At 66.1% G+C, this 24254-nt stretch carries 19 protein-coding genes; all 19 read left to right on the forward strand.

Translation table 11 applies throughout. From position 1 onward, the window contains the following. Nucleotides 1-19: 19 nt before the first annotated feature. The 19 genes from LTH96_RS01980 (at nt 20) to LTH96_RS02070 (ending at nt 24225) form a co-directional block, all read left to right on the forward strand. Nucleotides 20-844 (forward strand): superoxide dismutase family protein, encoded by an 825-nt coding sequence (locus LTH96_RS01980; RefSeq protein ID WP_241463996.1) that lies wholly within the window; start codon nt 20-22, stop codon nt 842-844. A 199-nt stretch (nt 845-1043) separates the two neighbouring features. After that, entirely contained in the window at nt 1044-4052 is a 3009-nt protein-coding gene (locus LTH96_RS01985) for a DUF4040 family protein (protein ID WP_241463998.1), read from the forward strand. Then, nucleotides 4049-4582 carry a sodium:proton antiporter gene (locus LTH96_RS01990; protein WP_241463999.1) on the forward strand — a complete coding sequence of 178 codons (534 nt, stop codon included), beginning with the start codon at nt 4049-4051 and terminating at the stop codon, nt 4580-4582. The genes LTH96_RS01985 and LTH96_RS01990 overlap by 4 nt, the downstream gene beginning before the upstream one ends. Then, nucleotides 4579-6183 carry a monovalent cation/H+ antiporter subunit D family protein gene (locus LTH96_RS01995; RefSeq protein WP_241464000.1) on the forward strand — a complete coding sequence of 535 codons (1605 nt, stop codon included), beginning with the start codon at nt 4579-4581 and terminating at the stop codon, nt 6181-6183. Before LTH96_RS01990 ends, LTH96_RS01995 begins: the two co-directional genes overlap by 4 nt. Continuing rightward, nucleotides 6180-6587, forward strand: a complete 408-nt coding sequence (locus LTH96_RS02000; protein WP_241464001.1) for a Na+/H+ antiporter subunit E — start codon at nt 6180-6182, stop codon at nt 6585-6587. Before LTH96_RS01995 ends, LTH96_RS02000 begins: the two co-directional genes overlap by 4 nt. Then, on the forward strand, nt 6584-6850 hold the full coding sequence (locus LTH96_RS02005; protein ID WP_241464002.1) for a monovalent cation/H+ antiporter complex subunit F: 267 nt from the start codon (nt 6584-6586) through the stop codon (nt 6848-6850). The genes LTH96_RS02000 and LTH96_RS02005 overlap by 4 nt, the downstream gene beginning before the upstream one ends. Then, entirely contained in the window at nt 6850-7209 is a 360-nt protein-coding gene (locus LTH96_RS02010) for a monovalent cation/H(+) antiporter subunit G (RefSeq protein WP_241464003.1), read from the forward strand. The genes LTH96_RS02005 and LTH96_RS02010 overlap by 1 nt, the downstream gene beginning before the upstream one ends. Nucleotides 7210-7248: 39 nt before the next feature. Beyond that, nucleotides 7249-8520, forward strand: coding sequence for a YihY/virulence factor BrkB family protein (locus LTH96_RS02015; protein WP_241464004.1), 1272 nt, complete (start codon nt 7249-7251; stop codon nt 8518-8520). 459 nt (nt 8521-8979) lie between these two features. Next, nucleotides 8980-10818, forward strand: coding sequence for an ABC transporter substrate-binding protein (locus tag LTH96_RS02020; RefSeq protein WP_241464005.1), 1839 nt, complete (start codon nt 8980-8982; stop codon nt 10816-10818). A gap of 141 nt (nt 10819-10959) precedes the next feature. After that, complete coding sequence (locus tag LTH96_RS02025; RefSeq protein ID WP_241464006.1) at nt 10960-12483, forward strand: ABC transporter permease; 1524 nt, start codon at nt 10960-10962, stop codon at nt 12481-12483. Then, nucleotides 12480-13646, forward strand: a complete 1167-nt coding sequence (locus tag LTH96_RS02030) for an ABC transporter permease (RefSeq protein WP_241464007.1) — start codon at nt 12480-12482, stop codon at nt 13644-13646. Before LTH96_RS02025 ends, LTH96_RS02030 begins: the two co-directional genes overlap by 4 nt. Next, a complete protein-coding gene (locus tag LTH96_RS02035; protein WP_241464008.1) occupies nt 13646-15391 on the forward strand; it encodes an ABC transporter ATP-binding protein in 1746 nt (581 codons plus the stop codon). Before LTH96_RS02030 ends, LTH96_RS02035 begins: the two co-directional genes overlap by 1 nt. Before the next feature lie 178 nt (nt 15392-15569). Beyond that, nucleotides 15570-17204, forward strand: a complete 1635-nt coding sequence (locus LTH96_RS02040; RefSeq protein ID WP_241464009.1) for an ABC transporter substrate-binding protein — start codon at nt 15570-15572, stop codon at nt 17202-17204. A gap of 310 nt (nt 17205-17514) precedes the next feature. Then, nucleotides 17515-18441 carry an ABC transporter permease gene (locus LTH96_RS02045; RefSeq protein ID WP_241464010.1) on the forward strand — a complete coding sequence of 309 codons (927 nt, stop codon included), beginning with the start codon at nt 17515-17517 and terminating at the stop codon, nt 18439-18441. After that, a complete protein-coding gene (locus tag LTH96_RS02050) occupies nt 18434-19366 on the forward strand; it encodes an ABC transporter permease (protein WP_241464011.1) in 933 nt (310 codons plus the stop codon). The genes LTH96_RS02045 and LTH96_RS02050 overlap by 8 nt, the downstream gene beginning before the upstream one ends. A 13-nt stretch (nt 19367-19379) precedes the next feature. Further along, a complete protein-coding gene (locus LTH96_RS02055) occupies nt 19380-20483 on the forward strand; it encodes an ABC transporter ATP-binding protein (protein WP_241464012.1) in 1104 nt (367 codons plus the stop codon). Beyond that, the gene (locus tag LTH96_RS02060; RefSeq protein WP_241464013.1) at nt 20480-21535 is read left to right on the forward strand and encodes an ABC transporter ATP-binding protein; all 1056 of its coding nucleotides are present in this window, start codon (nt 20480-20482) and stop codon (nt 21533-21535) included. Before LTH96_RS02055 ends, LTH96_RS02060 begins: the two co-directional genes overlap by 4 nt. A 279-nt stretch (nt 21536-21814) precedes the next feature. After that, nucleotides 21815-23761, forward strand: coding sequence for a translational GTPase TypA (typA, locus tag LTH96_RS02065; protein ID WP_241464014.1), 1947 nt, complete (start codon nt 21815-21817; stop codon nt 23759-23761). Further along, the gene (locus LTH96_RS02070) at nt 23761-24225 is read left to right on the forward strand and encodes a hypothetical protein (protein WP_241464015.1); all 465 of its coding nucleotides are present in this window, start codon (nt 23761-23763) and stop codon (nt 24223-24225) included. Before typA ends, LTH96_RS02070 begins: the two co-directional genes overlap by 1 nt. The last annotated feature ends 29 nt before the right edge of the window (nt 24226-24254 follow it).

Genomic DNA, 24254 nt, shown 5'->3' on the forward strand with positions numbered 1-24254 from the left:
CCCGGTAGGCTGTGCGGTCATGAGCATTCCACCGCACAGATCCGCCTCCCCCTGGTTCCGCGGCGCTCCGCTGGCCGGGATCGCGCTGGCAGCGGCGCTGGCCCTGGCGGGCTGCGGCGATGCAGATGCTGAGCAGAGCGATCCCGCGCTCGCCGACGACGACGCGGACGCCGGGGACGCTCAGCTCGCCGAGGCCGAGGCCGAGGACGAGGACGGCGAGGCGGGCGGCGCCGGTCCGGACGGCTCCGAGGAGCCATTCGCCTCCGCAGAGATCGCTGACGTGGCGGGCAACGACATCGGCACGGTGAGCTTCTCCGAGGTCGAGAACGGCGTGCTCGTCGAGGCCGAGGTCCACGACGTCGACGCAGGCTTCCGGGGCATCACCATCCACGAACGCGGCGTGTGCGAGCCGGTGTCCAGCTCGGAGGACGGCGTGTTCGGAGACTTCGAGTCCTCCGGCGGTCACCTGGTAGGGACCATGGAGGAAGACATGGGCATCGTGGAGGGCGAAGAGGCTCCGCAGGAGGAAGCTCCGGAGACCGACCTGAATGACCTCACCGAGGAGGTCCCGCCCGCAGAGCCCGAAGCAGTGACCCACCCCGGCCATGCCGGAGATCTGCCGAACCTGCTGGTGAACCAGGACCGGACCGGCTGGCTGAGCCTGGTCAGCGATCGACTCGCGCCGGAGGACCTGCTCAGCGCAGAAGGCAGCTCCGTGATCATCCACGCCCAGGCGGACAACCATGGCAACGTCCCCGAGCGCAATTTCGGCCCCGACGCCGAGACCCTGACCAGTGGAGACTCCGTGAGCCGCGTGGCCTGCGGCGTCGTCGAGGAGCAGTAGGACACACTTGCCGTAGCACGGATCACACCGGAGCATGGTCCGCACTCCATGAGCACGACTCGATTGCTGAGAGATCAGCCCCATAGATATAGTCGAACACTGGTGTGCCGGGAAGACTGGTCGGCGATGAGCTTCACCGCGCCGTTTCACCCGCACCGACTGGAGGCACCATGCACTCGCGAAGACCTTCCATGCGCTCATGCGCGCCGGCGGTGGTCCGCCGATGACGCTCATGGTGCTCCTGATGCTGACTCTGGCCCTGGTCCCGATCGCCGCCCTGGTCCACCGCGCCCTCGGTCGCGACACCGGCTTCTTCGCCGCCGTGGCGCTGACCGGCATCGGGGTGGCCACGCTGCCGTGGCTGAGCACCTTGCTGGATGGGGGAGTGATCGAGGAGCACCTTCCCTGGATTCCCACGGTCGACGTCGGCCTCAGCCTGCGCCTGGACGGGCTCGGGATGGTCTTCCTGCTGCTGATCCTCTTCATCGGCGCCCTGGTGATGGCCTATTCGGCCCGCTACTTCTCGGTCAAGAAGAAGACCTCGGACTATTACCTGTGGATGCTGATGTTCGTCTTCGCGATGAGCGGGATGGTCATCGCCGATGACCTGATCCTGCTCTTCGTGTTCTGGGAGTTCACCACGCTGTGCTCCTTCTTCCTGATCAACCGCTCCGGAGACAAGGCCCCGGCCCCGGCCCAGCGCACGCTGCTGATCACCGCCGCAGGCGGGCTGGGCCTGCTCACCGCGGTGCTGCTGATCATCGTGGAGACCGGCACCACGTCCATGTCCGAGGCGCTCACGCACAGCGCCTGGCAGGACAACACCACCTTCACCTCGGTGGTCGCGGTGCTCATCGCCTTCGCCGCCTTCACCAAGTCCGCGCAGTTCCCCTTCCACCTGTGGCTTCCCGATGCGATGGTCGCCCCCGCGCCGGTCTCGGCCTACCTCCACGCCGCGGCCATGGTCAAGGCCGGCATCTACCTGCTGCTGCGCTTCTCTCCGGTCTTCGAAGAGTCCACGCTGTGGCAGGTGCTCCTGATCAGCTGTGGTCTGACCACCGCACTGATGGGCGCCCTCTTCGCCCTGCAGCGCCACGACATCAAAGAGATCATGGCCTACTCCACGGTCTCGCAGCTGGGCTTCCTGGTCGCCGTCATCGGCATCGGCACCCCCACCGCGCTGGTGGCCGCCACGATCCACGTGGTCGCCCACGCATTGTTCAAGTCCGCGCTGTTCATGATGGTGGGCATCATCGAGCACGAGGCGCATTCGCGAGACATCCGACGGCTCAACGGACTGAGCAGGACCATGCGCATCTCGCTGGTCATCACCCTGATCTCCTCACTCTCCATGGCCGGGGTCCCGCCGCTGCTGGGCTTCGTCTCCAAGGAGCACCTGCTCGCCGGTTTCCTCTCCGCGGACATGCCCGCCGCGCTGACCTGGACGCTGACGTGCATGGCGGTTCTCGCCGCCATCGGCACCTTCGCCTACTGCGGCCGGATCGTGCTCGGCGCGTTCACCAGCTACACCGGCACCGGGTCCAAGGACGAATACCACGAGCCCATCGACCCCACCACGCCCCATGAGGCGCCCGCCAGCTTCTACCTGCCGGCGCTGCTGCCCGCCGCCGCGGGCCTGGTGCTCGGCTTCACCCCCTTCGTCTTCGACGGGCTGATCACCCGGGCCGGCGAGGATGCTCAGACCGGGACCTATGCGGCGGAGTTCGCGCTCTGGCACGGCTTCAACACCGAGCTGATGCTCTCCGCGGTGATCGTCGGCGGCGGCCTGCTCGTCGTCGCGATGCGAGCCCGCCTGGACAACCTGATTCCGCGCAGGATCCTGCCGTTCACCGGCGTCGAACTGGCCGAGTCCATGCGACTGGGGGCCATCAACTTCGGCCGCCGGGTCGGAGACATCACACGCAGCGACGTGCACGCGGTGCACCTCGCCCCTCCGGGCATCCTGCTTGCCGGCGTGTTCATCGCCGGCCTGGTCGCCGCGCCGGTGGTCGGAGAGTTCGATCCCGGCAACACCCGGATGACCGACTGGGTGCTGATCGGGCTGCTGGTCTTCTTCCTGGCCGGCACGGTCATCGCAGAGAACCGCGCCGCCGCGGTCGTCCTCGCCGGCGGCGCCGGGTTCGTGGTCGCCGCCTGGTACTTCGCGCTCGGCGCGGTGGATGTGGGCATGACCCAGCTGCTCGTGGAGATCCTCACCGTGGTGGTGCTGGTCCTGGTGCTGCGCAAGCTGCCCAAGCGCTTCCACAAGGTCACCCGCACCCGGCGCAGCGTCGCCATCGCGGTGGCCCTGTCCTTCGGCGTGATGGCCTTCGCCGCCACCTTCGCACTCACCGGCCGGCGCGGACAGTCCCCGGTCGCCGAGTGGTACCTGCTCAACACCTACGAGGAGACCGGCGCGCTCAACGCGGTGAACTCCATCCTGGTGGACTTCCGCGCGCTGGACACCTTCGGAGAGCTCACCGTGCTCGGCGTTGCAGGCTTCGCGATCCTGGCGCTGCTGAACTCCTCCTTCGCCACCTCGGACAACGAGCCGCCCGCCTCCCGGCAATGGTCCGGGACCCCGCTGGATCATGCCGGGGACAACACCACCGCCATGCGCAGCGTCTTCAACTGGATGGCGCCGTTCATCGTGCTGCTCTCGCTGATCCTGCTGCTGCGCGGCCACTACGAGTCCGGCGGCGGGTTCATCGCCGCGCTGGTCGCCGGCGGCTTCTTCGCGCTGCGCTACCTGGTCGCCCCCTCCGACACCTCGGTGAAGCTGCGCTTCGACTATGCGCTGGTCATCGTCGGCGGCATCATCACCGGCGCGGCCATCGGCTTCGCCGGCTTCCTCGAGGGTTCCTATCTGCGCCCGATCGTGATCGTGGAGGGACTCCCGATGCCGTGGGGCTCCGACGCAGGGTTCTCACTCACCACGGCGCTGATCTTCGACGTCGGCATCTATCTCGCCGTGATCGGCGCGGTGCTGGTCGCGCTGGACCGGCTCGGTCAGGCGCAGCGCTACCCTGCGGAGCTGCTCAAGGCACACCGCCGCGCGCGCGGCACCAGCGAATCTGAGCTCTCCACGCTGAAGGTCCCCGCCGGCTATCACGCCGACCCCGGCGACCTTCCGTTCGAAGTGCAGGCGGATGAGTCCTGGCCCGGGGTTCACCCGGACATCGAACCGAAAGGGGTGAACGACCGATGAGCATCGCCATCGCCGTCGGGCTGCTCACCGCCGCGGCCGTCTATCTGTTCATGCAGCGCGGAATGGTGCGGATCGTGCTGGGCTTCGTCCTGGCCAGCCACGCCGCGAACCTGATGTTCTTCGCGGCAGGCAACACCGCCTACCGCGGCGTGCCCTATATCGGCTCCGGCGAGCTCGGCGAACAGGCCGACCCGCTGCCGCAGGCCTTCGTGCTGACCGCCATCGTGATCGCATTCTCCATCACCATGTTCATGGTGACCCTGGCGATCACCACCACCACCGACGACGACACCGAGGACGTCGAGGTCTCGCCGGCCCTGCTGCTCGCCGCTGACCGCGGCGACACCAACGACGCCGGCTTCTTCGGTCTGACCACGGAGTCCGGCGACATCGTGGTGGAGCGCGGAGAGGACGAGACCGGAGACCCCTGGCCGGAGAAGACGCCGGGGACTGCCTCCTCCGCCGAGCCCGGGGCGACAGCGCCTCAGGCGACGGCGCCCACCGAGACCCAGGAGGGAGACGCCCGATGACCGAGATACTTCCTCCGCTGCTTCCGCTGGCGGTCGGCATACCGCTGCTGCTCGCCGCCGTCGGCGTCATGCTGCGCAAGAAGCGTCTGGCCCGCCACATGATCAGCCTGGGCACCCTGGCCGCGCTCTTCATCTTCGCGGTGCTGCTGGTGATCGCCACCGGCGACGGGACCGTGCTGGTCCACCAGGTCGGGCTCTGGGACTACGGGGTCTCGATCCCGTTCGTGGTCGACGCACTCTCCGCGCTGGTGCTGATGATCATGTCGGTGCTGGCCTTCGCCAGCGTGCTCTTCGCCATGGCCACCCACGAGGCCCGGGCTCGGTTCTTCCACCCCTTCGTGCTGGTGCTCATGGCCGGCGTCTCCGGCGCGCTGATGACCGGAGACATCTTCAACCTCTTCGTGTTCATCGAGGTCATGCTGCTTCCGTCCTATGGCCTGCTGGCCATGATGGGCGCCAAGCTCGGCGCCCACGGGGCGCGGATCTATGTCTCGGTGAACCTGCTGGCCTCCACGCTGCTTCTGGTGGGCATCGCCCTGGTCTACGCGACCGCGGGCACCGTGAACCTGGCGGAGCTGCATGGGGCGGGCAAGGATGACCCCGCCGTCGCCCTCGCCGGTGGCGTGGTGCTGACCGCCGTCGCGATCAAGGCCGCGGTCGTGCCGGTCCACGGCTGGCTGACCCGCACCTATGCGATGACCTCCCCGGCCGTCACCGCGCTGTTCTCCGGGATCCATACCAAGGTCGCGATCTACGTGATCTACCGGATCTACTCGCTGCTCTTCGACGGCGACGAGCGCTTCCTCTGGGTGGCTCTGGTGATCACCTCAGCCACCATGCTCATCGGCGTCCTCGGCGCGGTGGGGGAGAAGACCACCCGGTCCATCCTGGTCTTCCACATGATCAGCCAGATCGGCTACATCTTGATCGGCGTCGGACTGTTCACCCTGCTGGGGCTCACCGCCGCGATCTTCTATCTGCTCCACCACATGATCGTGAAGGCCTCGCTCTTCCTCTCCACCGGCGCGATCGAAGAGACCTATGGCACCGGAGAGATCGACAAGCTCGGCGGCATGCTCAAACGTGAGCCGCTGATCGCGGTGACCTTCATGGTGGCCGCGCTCTCGCTGGCCGGGCTGCCGCCCTTCTCCGGGTTCGTCGCGAAGTTCGCGATCATCCAGGCCACCTTGGCCGAATCCCACTACTGGGTGGCCGCCGTGGCGGTGGTGGTCTCGATCTTCACGCTGCTCTCGATGCTGAAGATCTGGACCGGCGTGTTCATGGGGTCAGAGCCCGACGACCTGCAGGAGCGCGCGCTGACCTATCAGCAGCGCATGCACGGCAAGCGCTACCTGCGGGTGCAGGCGCAGGCCGAGACCCCCACGCTGACCATCGGACCGCCGACGGCGACCACCACCGCGGTGCTCGCCGGCAAGCAGGCCGTCAAGGTCCCCTTCAAGCTGATCTTCCCGGCGATCCTGCTGGCCGCGATCACCCTGTTCTTCGGACTCGGGGCAGAGCTGCTGATGGGCTGGTCGGAGACCGCGGCAGAGAACCTGCTCAACCCATTGGACTATGTGAGGGCGGTGAGCGGCGCATGATGAGCTGGTCATTTCGGATCATCGGATTCCTCTTCTGGTACGCCAAGGAGTTCATCATCTCGAACTACACGGTGACCGCCGAGGTGCTGCGTCTGCGCGGACGTTCCAAGATGCGGCCCGCGATCATCGCGGTGCCGGCCGCCTCGCGCAGCGACAGCGAGTGGACGATGATCTCCTCGCTGATCACGCTGACCCCGGGTACGCTGACCATCACCATCTCCAAGGAGCACGGCATCCTCTACGTGCACGGGATGTTCGTGGAGAGCCGCGAGCAGCTGGTGGCCGAGATCCAGGAGATGGAGGACCGGCTGCTGCGCGCGATGCGGCGGGTCCCCGGGGACCTGAGCCGTCCGACCCAGCTTCCGGTGGTCCGTCCGCTGGATGAGGCAGGTGAGAGCCGATGATCTCCGAATGGACTCTCGAGGTCGCGCTGATCCTGCTGGCCATCGGCATGGTCATCGCCGCCGTGCGCGGGCTGATCGGCCCACGCACCATGGACCGGGCTGTGGCCGCAGACCTGATCTTCTTCGCGACCATCGGCTTCGTCGCCCTGATCGGACTGCGCACCAATATCGAGGCGCTCTTCGACATCATCCTCATCGCCACGCTGCTGGGCTTCATGGCGGCGCTGTCGATGGCACGACTCGGATCAGGAGGTCGCCGCTGATGGAACCGGATCACATCGCCGACATCTTCGGCCTGGTGTTCATCTTCGTGGGCATCGCCACGATCGTCATCTCCGCGATCGGGCTGTTCAAGCTGCCCGATCTCTACCTGCGCGCCTCGGCGGTGGGCACCTCCGCGGGACTGGGGGTGGCGTCCATCGTCTTCGGCGCGCTGCTGATGGATTTCAGCGGACTGAACCTGGTCAAAGCGATCATCGCGATCGTCGCGCAGCTGCTCACCTCGGCAGTGGGATCCATGGCCATCGCCAGGGCTGGATACCTCAACAACGCCCTGCCCGCTCCGATCACACATATCGACGAGCTGGCTATGACCAGACGTGAGGTGTCAGGGGGTCGTTGAACAGTTGGTCCTGAGGTCACATGCCGATAGTTTGAGTCCATGAGCGCTCATTCCGACCCGCAGGGTCACCCCAAGAATTCCAACCCGGCAGGCCGCGCGGCTGGTGCCCTGAAGGCCCATCGTGCACCCCGGCACCAGATCGAGGACGGGGGCCGCTCCGGTGCCACCGTGCACCAGGGTGACCAGCTGCGCGTCGGCACCCTCTCCGCGGCGGCGGACCAGCCGTTCATGGTCAAGAACCGCCAGCGTGAGGACTTCGAGGAGTCCATCTCCGGGGACAGCGAGGACCACAAGACGTCCTCCCCGGTGAAGCTGACCGGCACCACCTGGAAGTACAGCGCCAAGCGGACCCTCACGGAGTTCGGTCGCGACAGCTGCACGGATCTTGCCGCAGGGCTGACCTACTACACGGTGCTCTCGGTCTTTCCGGCGCTGATCGCGCTGGTCTCGCTGATGTCATTCGTCGGCGAGGGCGAACGGACCCAGGAATTCCTGCTCTCCACCGCCGCGCAGATGCTCGAGTCCGACACCATGGAGCAGATCAGACCGGCCATCGAAGCCATCACGAGCGTGGAGGGTGCAGGTATCGGGCTGGCGCTCGGCCTGCTCACCGCGCTGTGGACCGCCTCGAACTACGTCAACGCCTTCTCCCGGTCGATGAACCGGGTCTACGAGGTGGAAGAGGGCCGCTCGCTGCTGAAGCTGCGTCCGATCTTCTACCTGGTCACCGCGGGGCTTCTCGTGCTGGTGGCCACCGCGGTCTTCCTGCTCCTGATCTCGGGGCCCATCGCCCGGGCGGTGGGGGACACCGTGGGGCTCGGCGAGACCGCCGTGACGATCTTCAACTGGGCCACCTATCCCGCGCTGCTGATCGTGGCTGTGATCTGCATCGCGATGCTCTATCACGTCACGCCGAATCTGCGTCAGCCCGGGGTCCGCTGGATCTCCGCCGGCGCCGTGCTGGCCATCTTGGTCATGGTGCTCGCGACTGCTGCGGTGTTCTTCTATGTGTCGAACTTCGGGAACTACGAGGCCACCTACGGCGCGCTGGCAGGCGTCATCATCTTCCTGATCTGGGTCTACATCATGAACCTGGTGCTGCTGCTGGGCGCCGAGTTCGACTCCGAACTGGAACGCGGACGCCAGCTGCAGAGCGGCATCGAGGCCGAGCGCACCATCATGCTTCCACCCCGGGACATGGGCACCGCAGAGAAGAAGTCCAAGAAGTATGAGGACCTCGTGGCGCAGGGCCAGGCGCTGCGCATGACTCAGGGTGAGACCTCCGATCCCGAGGCCTCCTGGCGGCGCTGAGCACCACACCCGGCACAGCGACGTAACACTCTGACTTATTCGCAGGTCAGCCCCCGTTACCAATGAGTAGCAGAAGTCTGATCCGAATGTTGCTTACGTGTTTCAAGCGGCAAAGTGGCGCTCCTCACATAACGTGCGGACATGTGACCGCCTGGTAACTCCCGTGCGATTCCCTGGGCGGAATCGCACGGGAGTTTCTCTGTCTCCAGGTGGCCGTTGCATGTTTCACACATGTTTTCGCGGATTGATCGGACGCAGAATCGAGCCGTGATCTGGGTCATATCTCAGTCGGTTGAGTCGGGTAACGATTCCATCACACGCATTGAAATGGCCAACCGGCCGGTCGTGCCGACCGTAGTCTGGTTCGCACATTGAACCGGTGTTAGATGGGTCACCTTCTCGAGGGATGAGGGGAAGAAATCGCGCCGGTCACATCGCATTGAAGGATGAGGAGCAACTGTGAAACTGAGGAAACTCTCTGCGGCGACGGCCATTCTGGCCACCGGCGCACTCGTGCTCTCCGGCTGCACCCCCGGAGGCGACAACGACGACGCCGAGGCTGAAGAAACGTCCAACGGCGAAAATGGCGGCAACACCGACGCGATCACCGCGGAGGGGCAGCAGTTCACCACCGAGCCGGAGGACACCGGCAAGGCAGACACCAGTGACCTGGAGACCATGGATGACGAGATCTCGGTCTCCATCGGTGAGACCGAGTTCATCAGCTACCAGGGGTTCACCCCGGAGACCTACAGCACGTACAACTCCGTCGTGGTCAACCGACTCTTCGACGGCTTCGGCTACTGGGGCACCGACAACGTCTGGTACCCCAATGAGGACTTCGGCTCCTACGAGGTCACCAGCGAGGATCCCTTCACCGTGGAATACACCATCGGAGAGGATGTCAGCTGGTCAGACGGCACACCGGTGACCGTCGCGGACTACGTGCTCGACTGGGCGTATCAGAACGCCGAGCTCACCAACTCCGATGATGAGCCGCTCTTCAACGGCATCTCCCAGACCTACGGCGAACGCGTGCTCGAAGGCCCCCAGGGTGACCCCGAGGGCAAGACCTTCACCATCGAGTACACCGAGCCCTTTGCCGACTGGGAGATCCTGGTGGGCTCGGCGCTGCCGGCTCACGTCGTCGCAGAGCAGAGTGACATGGAGCTCGATGAGCTGGTCACCGCGGTGCGCGAGGCTGACACCGAGGCGCTGGAACCGGCAGCTGAGTTCTGGAACGACGGCTGGTTTACCGACCCAGGTGAGTTCCCCGATGAGGAGCTCATTCCCGTGACGGGCCCCTACAAGCTGGACAACTGGCAGGCCGGGGAGTCACTGACCATCACTGCGAACGAGGAGTACTGGGGCAGCGCGCCGGGCACCGAGCGCATCGTCTACCGCTTCGTCAACGACGGCCAGCACGTCCAGGCCCTGGAGAACGGCGACCTCAACATCGCCCGTCCGCAGGCCACCGTCGACACCCGCGGCCAGCTCGAGCGTCTCGAAGATGACTTCGTGCTGCACGAGGGTGAGGCCGCCACCTGGGAGCACCTTGACTTCAACTTCAACGACGGTGCCTTCAGCGACAGCCTCGAACTGCGGGAGGCCTTCGCGATGTGCGTGCCCCGCCAGCAGATCGTCAGCAACCTGATCGAGCCGGTCAACCCCGAGGCCTCGGTGCTCAACGCCCGCGAGTCGCTGAGCTTCGAGGAGAACTACGAGGAGATCGTCTCCGAGAGCTATGAGGGCACCTACGACGAGGTCGATGTCGAAGGCGCCCGCGAGATCCTCGAGGCTGAGGACGCCGTCGGCACCGAGGTGCGCATCGGCTACGCCGGACCGAACCCGCGTCGCACGGACACCGTCGCCGAGATCCAGGCCTCCTGTGATGAAGCAGGCTTCGAGATCGTCGACGAGGGAAGCGAGGACTTCTTCGCTCCGGGCGGTGCCCTGGAGACCGGTGACTACGAGGTTGCGCTCTTCGCCTGGGCCGGTTCGGGCCAGGTCGTCTCGGGGCAGAACATCTACTCCACCGATCGCCCGCAGAACTACGGCGGCTACTCCAACGAGACCGTGGACGACCTGTTCAACCAGCTCGCGACGACTGAGGATGCCGACGAGCAGCAGGAGATCATCATCGGAATCGAGCAGGAGCTCTGGGGCGACCTGTTCGGGATCCCGCTCTACGTGCACCCGCAGCTCTCCGGCTCGGACATCACGATCAGCAACGTCCGCGACACCGCGTCGCAGGACCAGATCATGTGGAACGCCGAGCAGTGGCAGCGCGCCGAGTGATCTCAGCAGTCCGCAGGTCCCTCTCCGCTGAGCACCTCAGCTGATCAGGACCATCGACATCAGTGGGGTTCGATCCGGAAGAACTCCGGATCGAACCCCACTGATGCTTCCCCCACAGCTCGTGGAAGGTACAACCACCCCGTGTACAGCTATGTTCTGAAACGACTCCTCAGCGCCATCGCGGTGCTCTTCGGCGCCTCCCTGCTCGTCTTCGTCCTGGTGATCAACTCCGGTGATCCGCTCCTGGAGCTGCGCGAGTCCAATGCCGACAACGTCGAATTCCTGATCCAGCAGCGCATCGACTTCATGAACCTGGATCAGCCCTGGTACTCCAGGTACTGGATCTGGCTCTCCGGGATCGCCGGCTGCGCCGTCGGCGCCTGCGACTTCGGCACCAATATGAGCGGACAGGATGTCGGCGCCATGGTGGCGAACTCGGCGTCCTCCACGCTGCGCCTGGTCTTCCTGGCCACCATCCTCTCGATCATCATCGGCATCCTCACCGGCATCGTCACCGCGATCCGGCAGTACTCCTCCCTGGACTACGCGGTCTCGTTCTTCGTCTTCCTCTTCTTCTCGCTCCCGGTATTCTGGGCCGCGGTGCTGGCCAAGGACTGGATGGGCATCACCTACAACAACTGGCTGCGTGAACCACACTTCAGCTGGACGCAGATCTTCATGGTCGCGGCGGTCGCCGCGATCCTGGTGCCGCTGATCATCGGCGGCTCCGCCCGGCGGCGGCTGCTCACCGGTGCGGTGATGTTCGGCTTCGTGATGATCGCCATGCCGCTGCTGGACTCGTTGAACTACGCCCGAGAGCCCCGGCTCGGCCCCGCGCTGATCACGCTTCTGGGCATCGGACTCGCCTTCGGTCTGACCGCCCTGCTCTCCGGACTGAGGAACCGCAGCGTGCTGTACTCGGCGCTCACCGTGGTCGGGCTCGGCCTGGTCTCCTACTACGCCACCTTCTGGCTGCTGATCGACCCTCCGGGCGGCTGGCTGAGCATCGTCGGCCTCTTCGTGGTCACCATCGCCGTCGCCGTGCTCGTGGGTCGAACCATGGGCGGCCACGCGAAGGGGCAGGCTGTGGCGGTCAGCGTGATCACCGCCTCGCTCTTCGCAGTCATGGTGCTGCTGGACCACTTCATGCGGGCCTGGCCCGAATTCCTGGGCATGAAGCCCCGTCCGATCGCCACGATCGGCTCATCCTCGCCGAACTTCAGCGGGGACTTCTGGCAGGTCTCCCTGGACCAGGGCACTCAGCTGATCCTGCCCACCACGATCCTGATGCTGGTCTCGGTGGCCACCTACACCCGGTACACCCGCAGCTCCATGCTGGAGGCCGTCAACCAGGACTACATCCGCACCGCACGCGCCAAGGGCGTCAACGAGCGCACCGTCGTCTTCAAACACGCCTTCCGCAACTCGATGATCCCGCTGACCACGATCGTGGCCTTCGACTTCGCCGGGCTGATCGGCGGCGCCGTCGTCGTCGAGCAGGTCTTCGGCTGGTCCGGCATGGGAAACATGTTCGTGACCGGCCTGAGCAACGCCGACCCCGCGCCCGTCATGGCGTTCACCCTCATCACCGGCGCCGCAGCGGTGCTGTTCAACCTGATTGCGGACCTCACGTATGCGGTCCTGGATCCGAGGATTAGAGTATGAGCTCACAGACACCCCCCATCCCGCCCGAGGACGTGCTCAGCGCCGCCGAGGCCGAAGATGCGAAACTTGCCAGCGCGCATCGCTCCTACTCACAGGGCCAGCTGGTCCGGCGGAGATTCTTCGCGCACAAGCCTGCCGTGGTCTCCATGGCCGTGCTGGTCTTCATCATCATCATCTCGGTGACCTCCATCGGTTTCTCCGGCCAGGGGACCGGCTGGTGGTCGAAGAGCTTCCTGGCCACCGGCATCACGGTCGACGGCGGCCGCCCCACCATGTTCAACGACGGCTTCCTCGGAGACCACCCCTTCGGCCAGGACAGCATCGGCCGGGACTACTTCGCCATGGTCATGCGCGGGATCCAGCAGTCGCTCGTGGTCGCGATCGGCGTGGCCTTCGCCTCCACCTTCCTCGGAGTGCTGGTCGGTGCTCTTGCCGGGTACTTCCGCGGGTGGATCGAGGCGGTGCTGATGCGCGTCACCGATGTGGTGATCGTGGTCCCGCTGCTCGCCCTCGCCGCGGTGTTCGGCGCCTATGCGCAGAACCTGCCCGGGGGGACGCTGACGCTGGCGCTGTTCATCGGACTGGCCACCTGGACCGGCACCGCCCGACTCGTCCGCGCTGAGATCCTCTCCCTGCGCGAGAAGGACTATGTCTCGGCGGCGGTCGCGATGGGCGCCCACCCGGCTCGAATCATCCTCAAGCACATGTTGCCCAACAGCATCGGGGTGATCGTGGTCAACGCGACCTTCGCCATCGCCGCGGCCATCCTGCTGGAGACCACGCTGTCCTACCTCGGATTCGGCGTGCAGCCCCCAGAGACCTCGTTGGGCTCGCTGATCCAGAACAATCAGAACGCCTTCACCACCCGACCCTGGCTCTTCTGGTTCCCCGGACTCTTCATCATCGCCATCGCGCTGAGCGTGAACTTCATCGGCGATGGACTCCGCGATGCCATCGACCCGCGGCAGAAGCGCACCGGTTCGAGCCGTCCCGGCTGGCGGACCGCCTTCGGCCTGCTGGGCCGGGCCACCGCAGAGGAGCGGGCCGGCACGCAGGTCAAGGAGCTCTCCGGAGGTCCCTCCCAGCTGCAGATGCCCGCAGGAATGAGCGATCACGGTCCAGACTTCGGCCACGATCCGACCGACGAGAAGAGGGACTCCTGATGCGCGAGCCAGTACTGAGCTACAAGGACATCCGGGTCAGCTTCGCCACCGAGTTCGGCGATGTGGATGCGGTCAAGGGCGTCTCCTTCGACGTCATGCCCGGCGAAGTCGTCGCCGTCGTCGGCGAATCAGGCTCCGGGAAGTCCGTGACCTCCTCCACTGCCATGGGGCTGCTGCCCGAGAACGCGACTGTCCACGGTGAGGTCCTGCTTGAAGGTCGCAGCGTGCTCAACATGTCCACCGCCGAGCGGCGCCGGCTGCGGGGTGCGGACATCAGCATGGTGTTCCAGGAGCCGATGACGGCGCTGAACCCGGTGCTGCGCGTCTCCGATCAGCTGATCGAGGCCCTGCAGGTCCACGACGTCGCCTTCGGCGCAGAGGCGCTGGAGAGGTCCATCGAGCTGCTCGAGCGAGTGGGCATCCCCGACGCGCGAACCCGGATCCGGCAGTATCCACATCAGTTCTCCGGTGGGCAGCGGCAGCGCATCGTGATCGCCATGGCCATCGCCTGCGGGCCCAAGGTCATCATCGCCGATGAGCCGACCACCGCACTGGACGTCACGGTCCAGGCCGAGATCCTGGACCTGCTGCGCGAACTCAAGGAGGAGCTCAACACCGGCATCCTGCTGATCACCCACAACATGGGTGTGGTCGCAGATATGGCGGACCGCGTGGTGGTCATGCTCAACGGGGAGGTGGTGGAGACCGGCCCGGTCACCAAGATCCTCAGCCACCCCGAGCACCCTTACACCAGGCGTCTGCTCGCGGCGATGCCGCTGCTGCGCGCGGCGGGAGACCCATCCTTGGAGCCGGAGCGCGTGAGCGTCACCGAGCGTGCCGATGCCTCAGCTGACGGCCTCGCGCCCAACGGCACGACCAACGGCTTCTCCGGCGATGGAGCCGCCGGCGCCGCCAGCGTCGCGCCGCCGGCGCTTCAGGCCAAGGACGTCGCGCTGGAGTACAAGTTCCGCCGCAGGGCGACCCGGGTGGTGCATGACCTCAACTTCACCGTCCAGCCCGGGGAGATCATGGGTCTGGTGGGGGAGTCCGGTTCCGGCAAGTCCACCGTTGCGAAGGCGGTGCTGGGTCTGCTCGACGTCGCCGAAGGTGAGCTGCGCGTGCGCGGAATGAACATGCCGGCGCTGCCGTCGAAGGAGAGGAAGACGCTCAAGCGAGAGATCGGCGTGGTCTTCCAGGACCCGGCCGCGTCGCTTGATCCCCGATTCCCGATCGGCGACATCATCACCGAGCCCATGGTCGTGCACAAGGAGGGAGACAAGAACTCACGGATGGCGCGGGCCAGGGAGCTGCTCGACGCCGTCAGGCTCCCCTCCAGCGTGCTCAACCGGTACCCGCACGAGCTCTCCGGAGGCCAGCGGCAGCGCATCAGCATCGCCCGCGCACTCACCCTGAACCCGACGCTGCTGATCGCCGATGAACCCACCTCCGCGCTGGACGTCTCCGTGCAGGCGGCGGTGCTGGACCTGTTCTCCGAGCTGCAGCAGCACTACGGCTTCGCCTGCCTCTTCGTCAGCCACGACCTCGCCGTGGTCGATGCTCTGGCACACAAGGTGATGGTCATGCAGAACGGGCGCACGGTGGAACAGGGGACCACCGACCAGGTGCTGCGCCACGCGAAGGAGTCCTACACCCAGCAGCTGCTGGCAGCCGCCCCGGTTCCCGACCCTGAGGTCCAAGCTCGACGACGCACCGAACGGCAGCGTCTGCTCGCCGCGCTCGCCTGAGGAGATCCTGCAGGACGCTCTGCGCGCCTGCGCGTGAAACACGGTCACATGTACGGAACCTGTAACGCAGCTGAAAAACTGCCCTGCTAAACTCGCTCCCACAGGTGACCCACGCAACACTCGCGCGTAGATCACCGTATGCCCATAAAGCTCGCATCTTCTCGAGGAGTAATCGAATATGCACGTCAACAAGACATCCCGTCGCCATGGCGCGACGGGTGCCGTCGCGGTGACCGCAGCCGCAGCCCTGGTGCTGTCGGCCTGCGGCGGCGGTGGCGACAACGGCGGAGACAACGGCGAAACCGCCGAAGGCGTCGACGGCGGCGGCACCGTCTCGGCCTACAACTGCGAACCGCAGTTCCTGGTCCCCGCGAACTCCACCGAGGTCTGCGGCTCGTGGGTCCTCGGCTCCCTGTTCACCGGCCTGACCCAGACCGACTTCGACACCTACGAGCCCACCGCGGGCGTGGCCGAGTCCTGGGACACCGAGGACAACGTCACCTGGACCTTCACCCTGGGTGAGGACTGGACCTTCCACGACGGCGAAGAGATCACCGCACAGACCTTCGTGGAGACCTATAACTGGGCCGTCGACCCTGACAACGCCCAGCAGAGCGCCAACTTCTTCGACAACTTCCTGGGCTACCAGGAGGTCGTCGACGGTGACGCCGAGGAGCTGGAGGGCGTCCGCGCAGTCGATGAGTACACCCTCGAGATCGAGCTCACCGAGCCCTTCTCCCCGCTGCCCGACATGCTGACCTACACGGCGTTCTACCCGATGCCCTCGGTCGCCTTCGACGACATCGACGCCTTCGAGGAGGCGCCGGTCGGCAACGGTCGCTACCAGATGGACGGCGAGTGGCAGCACGACGAGCAGATCGCCGTGAACCGCTACGAGGACTGGGCCGGCGAGAACCCCGGCCTTCCCGAGCGGATCGAATGGCGCATCTACTCCGAGGTCGACACCGCCTACCTGGACGTCCAGGCCGGCAACCTCGACATCCTCGATGCCGCCCCGCCGAACCGCCGCACCACGGTGGAGGCCGACTTCGGCGAGAACTACCAGGACTTCGACACCTCTGCCTTCACCTACCTGGGCTTCCCGCTGTACCAGGAGGAATTCCAGGACGTCGATGTGCGCCACGCGCTCTCCATGGCGATCGATCGTGAACTGATCATCGACAACATCTACGACGGCGCGCAGACCCCGGCCGAGAACATCATCCCGCCGGACCTGATCGAGTCCAACGAGAACACCTGTGAGTTCTGCCAGTTCGATCCCGAGGCTGCCGCAGACCTCTATGAAGAGGCCGGCGGACCTGAAGAGCTGACCGTCTACTTCAACTCCGGTGCAGGTCACGAAGACTGGGTCGAGGCCGTCTCCAACCAGTGGCGCGAGCACCTGGGCATCGAAGACATCACCTTCGAGTCCCTCGAGTTCGCCCAGTACCTCGGTCTCCACGACGAGCAGGCGATCAGCGGACCGTACCGTCTGGGCTGGACCCTGTCCTACCCCAGCGCGCAGTACGCGATGGAGCCCATCTACTCCACCGGCGCCTCCTCGAACTACGCCGACTACTCTTCCGACGAGTTCGACCAGCTGATCGGCGAAGCCAATGCCGAGACCGATCCCGACGCGGCGGCCGAGCTCTACACCGACGCCGAGGCCGTCCTCCTCGAGGACATGCCGGTCATCCCGATGTGGTTCACCAACTACCTCACGGTGCACAGCGACCGGATCGATGGAGAGTCCCTCTTCATGGATCAGGCCACCTTCACCCGCCTCGAGCAGGTCGTGGTGACCGAGGAGTAATCCTCAACGCTTCAGAGGCGCGGGGGGGGGGGGGAAGACCCCCCCCCCCCCCCGCGCGCGGGGAGCCCCCGGCGAGCCGAGCAAAGCTCGTGTGGGGGCCCTGTTGTTCCCCCCCCACCGGCCCCGGCGGGGCCCCCCCCCCCCCCCCCCCCCCCCCCCGCCTCTGGCATGTCGACGCGCAAGGATTCCGGAAAACCGGGTCCAAGTCCCTATCATTGATCGCGGCGTCGCCCTCGACACAGAGAAGACCTCTCTGACGAGACAGATGCTCGGCGCACCCGCGCCACCACCCGCACCCACAAGGACAGCAATGACCCGCTATATCATTCGGCGTCTGCTCCAGTTCATCCCGGTCATCCTGATCTCCACGCTGATCGTCTATGCACTGGTCTTCGCCATTCCCGGTGACCCCATCCGAGCCCTCGCCGGGGACCGGCCGATGAGCGACGCCGTCAGGGAGACCCTGCGCGAGCAGTACAACCTGGATGACCCGTTCCTGGTCCAGTACTTCAAATACATCTGGGGCATCGTCACCGCCCTGGACTTCGGTTCGACCTTCAACGGCCGCCCGGTCACCGACATCATCGAACAGCGCCTGCCGGTCACCGCGACGCTGGCCCTGGTGACCCTCGTGATCCAGACCATCATGGGCGTCATCGCCGGCATCCTCGCCGCCCTGTACCGCGACCGCTTCTTCGACCGCTTCGTCCAGGTCTCCACCGTGGCCATGGTGGCGCTGCCCACCCTGGTGATCGGCTTCCTGCTCCAGCTGGTCTTCGGACTCAACCTGGGCTGGTTCCCCATCGCCGGCATCAACAACGGCATCACCAGCTACATCCTTCCCGCCCTGACCATGGCCGCGGTCTCCACCGGCATCCTGGCCCGGCTGGTGCGCAGCGAGCTGCTGGACTCGCTGAAGTCCGACTATGTCCGCACCGCCACCGCCAAGGGGATGAAGCGCACCCGGGTGATCACCCGCCACGGGCTGCGCAACTCGCTGATCCCCGCCGTCACCTTCATCGGCGCCGACCTCGCGAGCATGCTCGGCGGCTCCATCATCGTGGAGACGATCTTCAACCTCCCCGGACTGGGCCAGCAGGTCTTCAACTCCATCCAGGGGCAGGAGGGCACCGTCGTCGTCGGCATCGTGACCCTCTTCGTGCTCTTCTTCGTGGTGATCAACCTGATCGTTGATCTCCTCTATGGCCTTCTCGACCCAAGGATCCGTTATGAGTGAGACACACCGCCCCGAAGCGCGCGGGGAGCCGATCGACTCGACCATCACACCCGCCGGAGAATCGACCAAGAAGGTCGAGGAGGCCAGCCTGCTCGCCGATGCCTGGCGCTCGCTGCGGAAGAACCCCTGGTTCATCATCTCCGCGGTCCTGCTGGTGCTCTTCCTGGGCATGGCGATCTTCCCGCAGCTGTTCACCAACACCGATCCGCGCGAGTGCCTGCTCGGACGCAGCCGGCAGTCGCCCTCGGCCGAGCACTGGTTCGGCACCGATGTGCAGGGCTGCGACTACTACAGCCGAGTCATCCACGGCGCCCGGAACTCCATCGCCGTCGGATTCATCGTCGCCATCGGCACCTTCATCATCGCGGTGGTCCTCGGCCTGGTCGCCGGATACTTCGGCTCCTGGGTCGACGCCGTGATCTCACGCATCACCGACATGGTCTTCGCCGTGCCCTACATCCTGGGTGCGCTGGTGTTCCTCAACGTGCTGGAGTCCCGCGGGGTGCGCGAAGTGGCCTTCGTGCTGATCATCTTCATGTGGCCGACCATGACGCGTCTGATGCGCGGCTCGGTGATCTCGGTGGTGAACTCCGAGTTCGTGCTGGCCGCCCGCGCCCTGGGCGCCGGACCGATCACCATCATGCGCCGGCACATCCTGCCCAACTCGCTGGGACCGGTGATCGGCTACGCCACGGTGTTCACCGGCATCATCATCGGTGCCGAGGCGACGCTGACCTTCCTCGGCGTGGGCCTGCAGCTGCCAGCCATCTCCTGGGGGCTCCAGCTCTCGGATGCGCAGCCGTTCCTGCAGACCGTCCCGCACCTGCTGCTGTTCCCGGTGATCTTCGTGGGACTCACGGTGTTCGCATTCATGACCATGGGCGACGCCATCCGCGACGCCCTTGATCCCAAATCCAAGAAGTGAAGGGCTGGATCTCATGACTGAATCCCAGACCTCGACCGGGTTCACCCCCGGCACCAGTCCCGGCGACGCCCCGCTGCTGGAGGTCAAGGACCTCCAGGTGGAGTTCCGCACCAAGGCCGGCGTCGCCAGGGCTATCAACGGGCTGAACTTCACCCTGCACGCGGGGGAGACCCTCGCGATCCTGGGCGAGTCCGGCTCGGGCAAGTCCGTGACCGCGCAGACCATCATGGGCATCCTGGACATGCCCCCGGGGCGGATCGCCGGCGGCGAGATCCGCTACCGCGGCGATGACCTGCTCACCATGAACGAGGAGTCGCGCCGGAAGCTGCGCGGCGGGAAGATCGCGATGATCTTCCAGGACGCACTGTCCTCGCTGAACCCGGTGCTGCCGGTCGGCTGGCAGATCGCCGAGATGTTCCGCGTCCACCGCGGGATGAAGCGCAAAGAGGCCAGGGCAAAGGCCGTGGAGATGATGCAGCGCGTCGGGATCCCCGGCGCCGAAGAGCGGGCGGGCGACTTCCCGCACCAGTTCTCCGGCGGCATGCGCCAGCGGATCATGATCGCCATGGCCATCGCCCTGGACCCCGACGTGCTGATCGCCGATGAGCCCACCACCGCGCTGGACGTGACCGTCCAGGCCCAGGTGATGCGGCTGCTAAAGGACCTGCAGACCGAGTTCAACATGGGGCTGATCCTGATCACCCACGATCTCGGCGTGGTCGCCGACGTCGCGGACAAGATCGCGGTGATGTACTCGGGACGCGTCATGGAGGCCGCCGACGTCTACGAGACCTACGCCAAGCCCGGTCACCCCTACACCCAGGGCCTGCTGGCCTCGATCCCGCGGATCGACGACGAGGGCGGACGCCTGCGCGCGATATCGGGGCTGCCGCCCTCGCTGACCGACATGCCGCCGGGCTGCCCGTTCAACCCGCGCTGCGAGTTCGCCACCGACCGCTGCCGGACCGAACGTCCGGAACTGCGGCTGGTGGCCGAGGGACACCTCTCGGCGTGCCACTACGCCGAGGACGTCTACGCCGGCACCGCCACCCGCACACGGCGCCCGTCACCCACCGGCGCCGGCATGATCGACGTCTCTGAGGAGGCACCAGAATGAGCCTGTCTGTTCCCGCCGCGGCCGCGGACCCCTTCGCCGACAAGCCCTCGGTCCTTGAGGTCGACGGCCTGGTCAAGCACTTCCCGATCACCCAGGGCATCGTCTTCCAGCGCAAGGTCGGCGCCGTCAAGGCCGTGGACGGGGTGAGCTTCAACCTGCGCGAGGGCGAGACCCTGGGCATCGTGGGAGAGTCCGGCTGCGGCAAGTCCACCCTGGCGAAGCTGCTGATGCGCCTGGAGGAGCCCGACGCCGGCACCGTGAAGTTTCGCGGCAAGGACTTCCTCTCGGTCAAGGGCGATGAGCTGCGCCGGCTGCGGCGCAAGATCCAGATCATCTTCCAAGACCCCTACACCTCGCTGAACCCGCGCATGTCCGTGGGCGACATCATCGCCGAGCCGTTCAAGCTGCACCCGGAGGAGAAGCCGAAGCAGGGGATCCGCAATCGGGTCAAGGAGCTGCTGGACCTGGTCGGGCTGAACCCCGAGCACATCAACCGGTACCCGCACCAGTTCTCCGGCGGTCAGCGCCAGCGGATCGGCATCGCCCGCGGGCTGGCGCTGAACCCCGATGTCATCATCTGCGACGAGCCCGTCTCGGCGCTGGACGTCTCGGTCCAGGCGCAGGTGATGAACCTGCTCGACGACCTGCAGAAGGAGTTCGGGCTCAGCTACATCTTCATCGCCCACGACCTCTCGGTCGTCCGGCACATCTCGGACCGGGTCGGTGTCATGTACCTGGGCAAGCTCGCCGAGCTGGGCACCCAGGACGAGATCTACACCGGTCCGGCACACCCCTACACCCAGGCGCTGCTCTCCGCGGTGCCGCTGCCGGACCCCACCCTGCGCGGGGCGCGCGAGCAGATCGTGCTCCAGGGCGACCCGCCGAACCCGGCGAACCCGCCCTCGGGCTGCCGCTTCCGCACCCGCTGCTGGAAGGCCACCGAGATCTGCGCCACGCAGGAGCCGGAGCTGATCTCGCGCGGTCAGATCACCCAGCTGACCGCCTGCCACCACGCCCAGCAGAACGAGAAGGTCATCCCCTCCCACGGCTAGCCGGCGCCTGGGTCGCAGGCGTGGTGACGCCTGCGGCACAGGCCTCGCGAAGCCGGCCTCCCAGGCTCAGCTCAAGCGCCGGTGACCACAATCATTGCCGGTCTCGCCGTTCGAGGCCGTACACTGGAAAGGTGTGGTCGCGACACGGCCGTGTCGCTGTGCGCTCTGACCCACCCGAATCCACACTGTTGAACCACGAAGTGACATGGACGAGTCGAGGCATGACATCGACTGACCAGACACGTCACACTCTCCTCTATGGAAGGCGTTGCCCCTCTTATGACCACTGCTGCCGCTCGTACACTTGCAGGCACTGACGAGCGCCAGGATCTGCGCAACGTCGCCATCGTCGCTCACGTCGACCACGGCAAGACCACTCTGGTCGATGCCATGCTCACCCAGACCAAGTCTGTCGGTGGCCACGGCGATCTCGAGGACCGGGTCATGGACTCCGGTGAGCTCGAGAAGGAGAAGGGCATCACGATCCTGGCCAAGAACACCACCGTGTTCTATTCCGGCCCGGCCGCCACCAAGCACGCCGGCATGGACAAGGTCACCATCAACGTGATCGACACCCCCGGTCACGCCGACTTCGGCGGTGAGGTCGAGCGCGGCCTCTCCATGGTCGACGGCGTGGTGCTCCTGGTGGACGCCTCTGAGGGCCCGCTGCCCCAGACCCGCTTCGTGCTGCGCAAGGCACTGAACGCCCAGCTTCCGGTGATCCTGGTCGTCAACAAGACCGACCGCCCCGATGCGCGCATCGACGGCGTCGTCTCCGACACCATGGACCTGCTGCTCGGCCTGGCCTCCGACGTCGCCGAGGAGAACCCCGACCTGGACCTGGACTCCGTGCTGGACGTCCCTGTGGTCTTCGCCTCCGGCAAGGCCGGCCGCGCCTCGAAGAACCAGCCCGAAGACGGCGGACTGCCCGACGCCGAAGATCTCGAAGCGCTGTTCGACACCATCCTCGAGCACGTCCCGGCCCCGAAGTACGACGCCGAAGAGGTCCTTCAGGCCCACGTCACCAACCTCGACGCCTCACCCTTCCTCGGCCGCCTCGCCCTGCTGCGCATCTTCAACGGCACGCTGAAGAAGAACCAGCAGGTCGCCTGGGCCCGCAAGGACGGCACCATGAAGACGGTGAAGATCACCGAGCTTCTCGCCACCAAGGGTCTGGAGCGCGTCTCCGCCGAGTCCGCCGGACCGGGTGAGATCGTCGCCGTCGCCGGCATCTCCGACATCATGATCGGTGAGACCCTCACCGACCTGGAGAACCCCAAGCCGCTGCCGACCATCACCGTGGACGACCCCGCGATCTCCATGACCATCGGCATCAACACCTCGCCGATGGCCGGCCGGGTCAAGGGCGCGAAGGTCACCGCCCGCCAGGTCAAGGACCGCCTGGACAAGGAGCTCATCGGCAACGTCTCGCTCAAGGTGTTCCCCACCGAGCGCCCCGACACCTGGGAGGTCCAGGGCCGCGGCGAGCTCGCGCTGGCCATCCTGGTCGAGCAGATGCGCCGTGAAGGCTTCGAGCTGACCGTGGGCAAGCCCCAGGTCGTCACCCGCGAGATCGACGGCAAGCTCCACGAGCCCATGGAGAACATGATCGTGGACTCTCCCGAGGAGTTCATGGGTGCGATCACCCAGCTCATGGCGTCCCGCAAGGGCACCATGACCACGATGACCAACAACGGCACCGGCTGGATCCGCATGGAGTTCATGGTGCCCGCCCGCGGCCTCATCGGCTTCCGCACCAAGTTCCTCACCGACACCCGCGGCGCCGGCATCGCCTCCTCCTACGCCGCAGGCTACGAGCCGTGGAAGGGCCTGATCGAGTACCGCACCTCCGGTTCGCTGATCTCCGACCGCACCGGCACGGCGACCCCGTTCGCCATGATCAACCTGCAGGAGCGCGGCACCTTCTTCGTGGACCCGCAGGAAGAGGTCTACGAGGGCATGGTCGTCGGCGAGAACGCCCGCCACGACGACATGGAGGTCAACATCACGAAGGAGAAGAAGCTCACCAACATGCGTGCAGCGGCTGCCGACTCCTTCGAGGGCCTGACCCCGCCGACCAAGCTGACCCTCGAGGAGTCCCTCGAGTTCGCCAATGAGGACGAGTGCGTGGAGGTCACCCCGCATTCGATCCGCATCCGCAAGGTCATCTTGAACTCCTCCGAGCGCATGCGTGACACACGCAAGAAGAAGAGCGCTTCACAGTAATGACCGCACCGCAGGACACCGCGACACCCTCGCGGAGAAGCTCGCTGCGACCAGCGCTGCTGGGCGTCTGCTTCTCCGCAGGGGTGGTCCTCGGGATCCTGGGCACCGTGCTCCACGGCAACATCCTGATGCTCGGGCCCACCGAGACCGGGACCGTGCTGCCCTGGGGCGCGGCGCTGGCCCTGCTGATGTGCCTGCTGGCGCAGCTGTGGGCCGGGCTGAAGAGCGGCTCGCTGCTGGAGCCGATGCTGATGGGCGTGACCACCTTCACCGTGGCCTCGATCGCCTATCTCTGGCCCGGACCCGACCAGCTCGTGGTGCCCTACAGCCCCGAGGCCATGGCGCTGCTTCCCGGACCCACGCTGGCCTCGGTGATCTGGTGGCTGGGCACCGCGGCGGTGACCCTTATCAGCATGGTCCTCGTCAAGTGGATCATTGTGCGGGACCGCGCCGCATCTCGGTAGACTCTACTTACGCACTCGTAGAAAGACAG

Origin of the sequence: Nesterenkonia sp. LB17 (assembly GCF_022565915.1) — a bacterium.
Taxonomy (GTDB): domain Bacteria; phylum Actinomycetota; class Actinomycetes; order Actinomycetales; family Micrococcaceae; genus Nesterenkonia.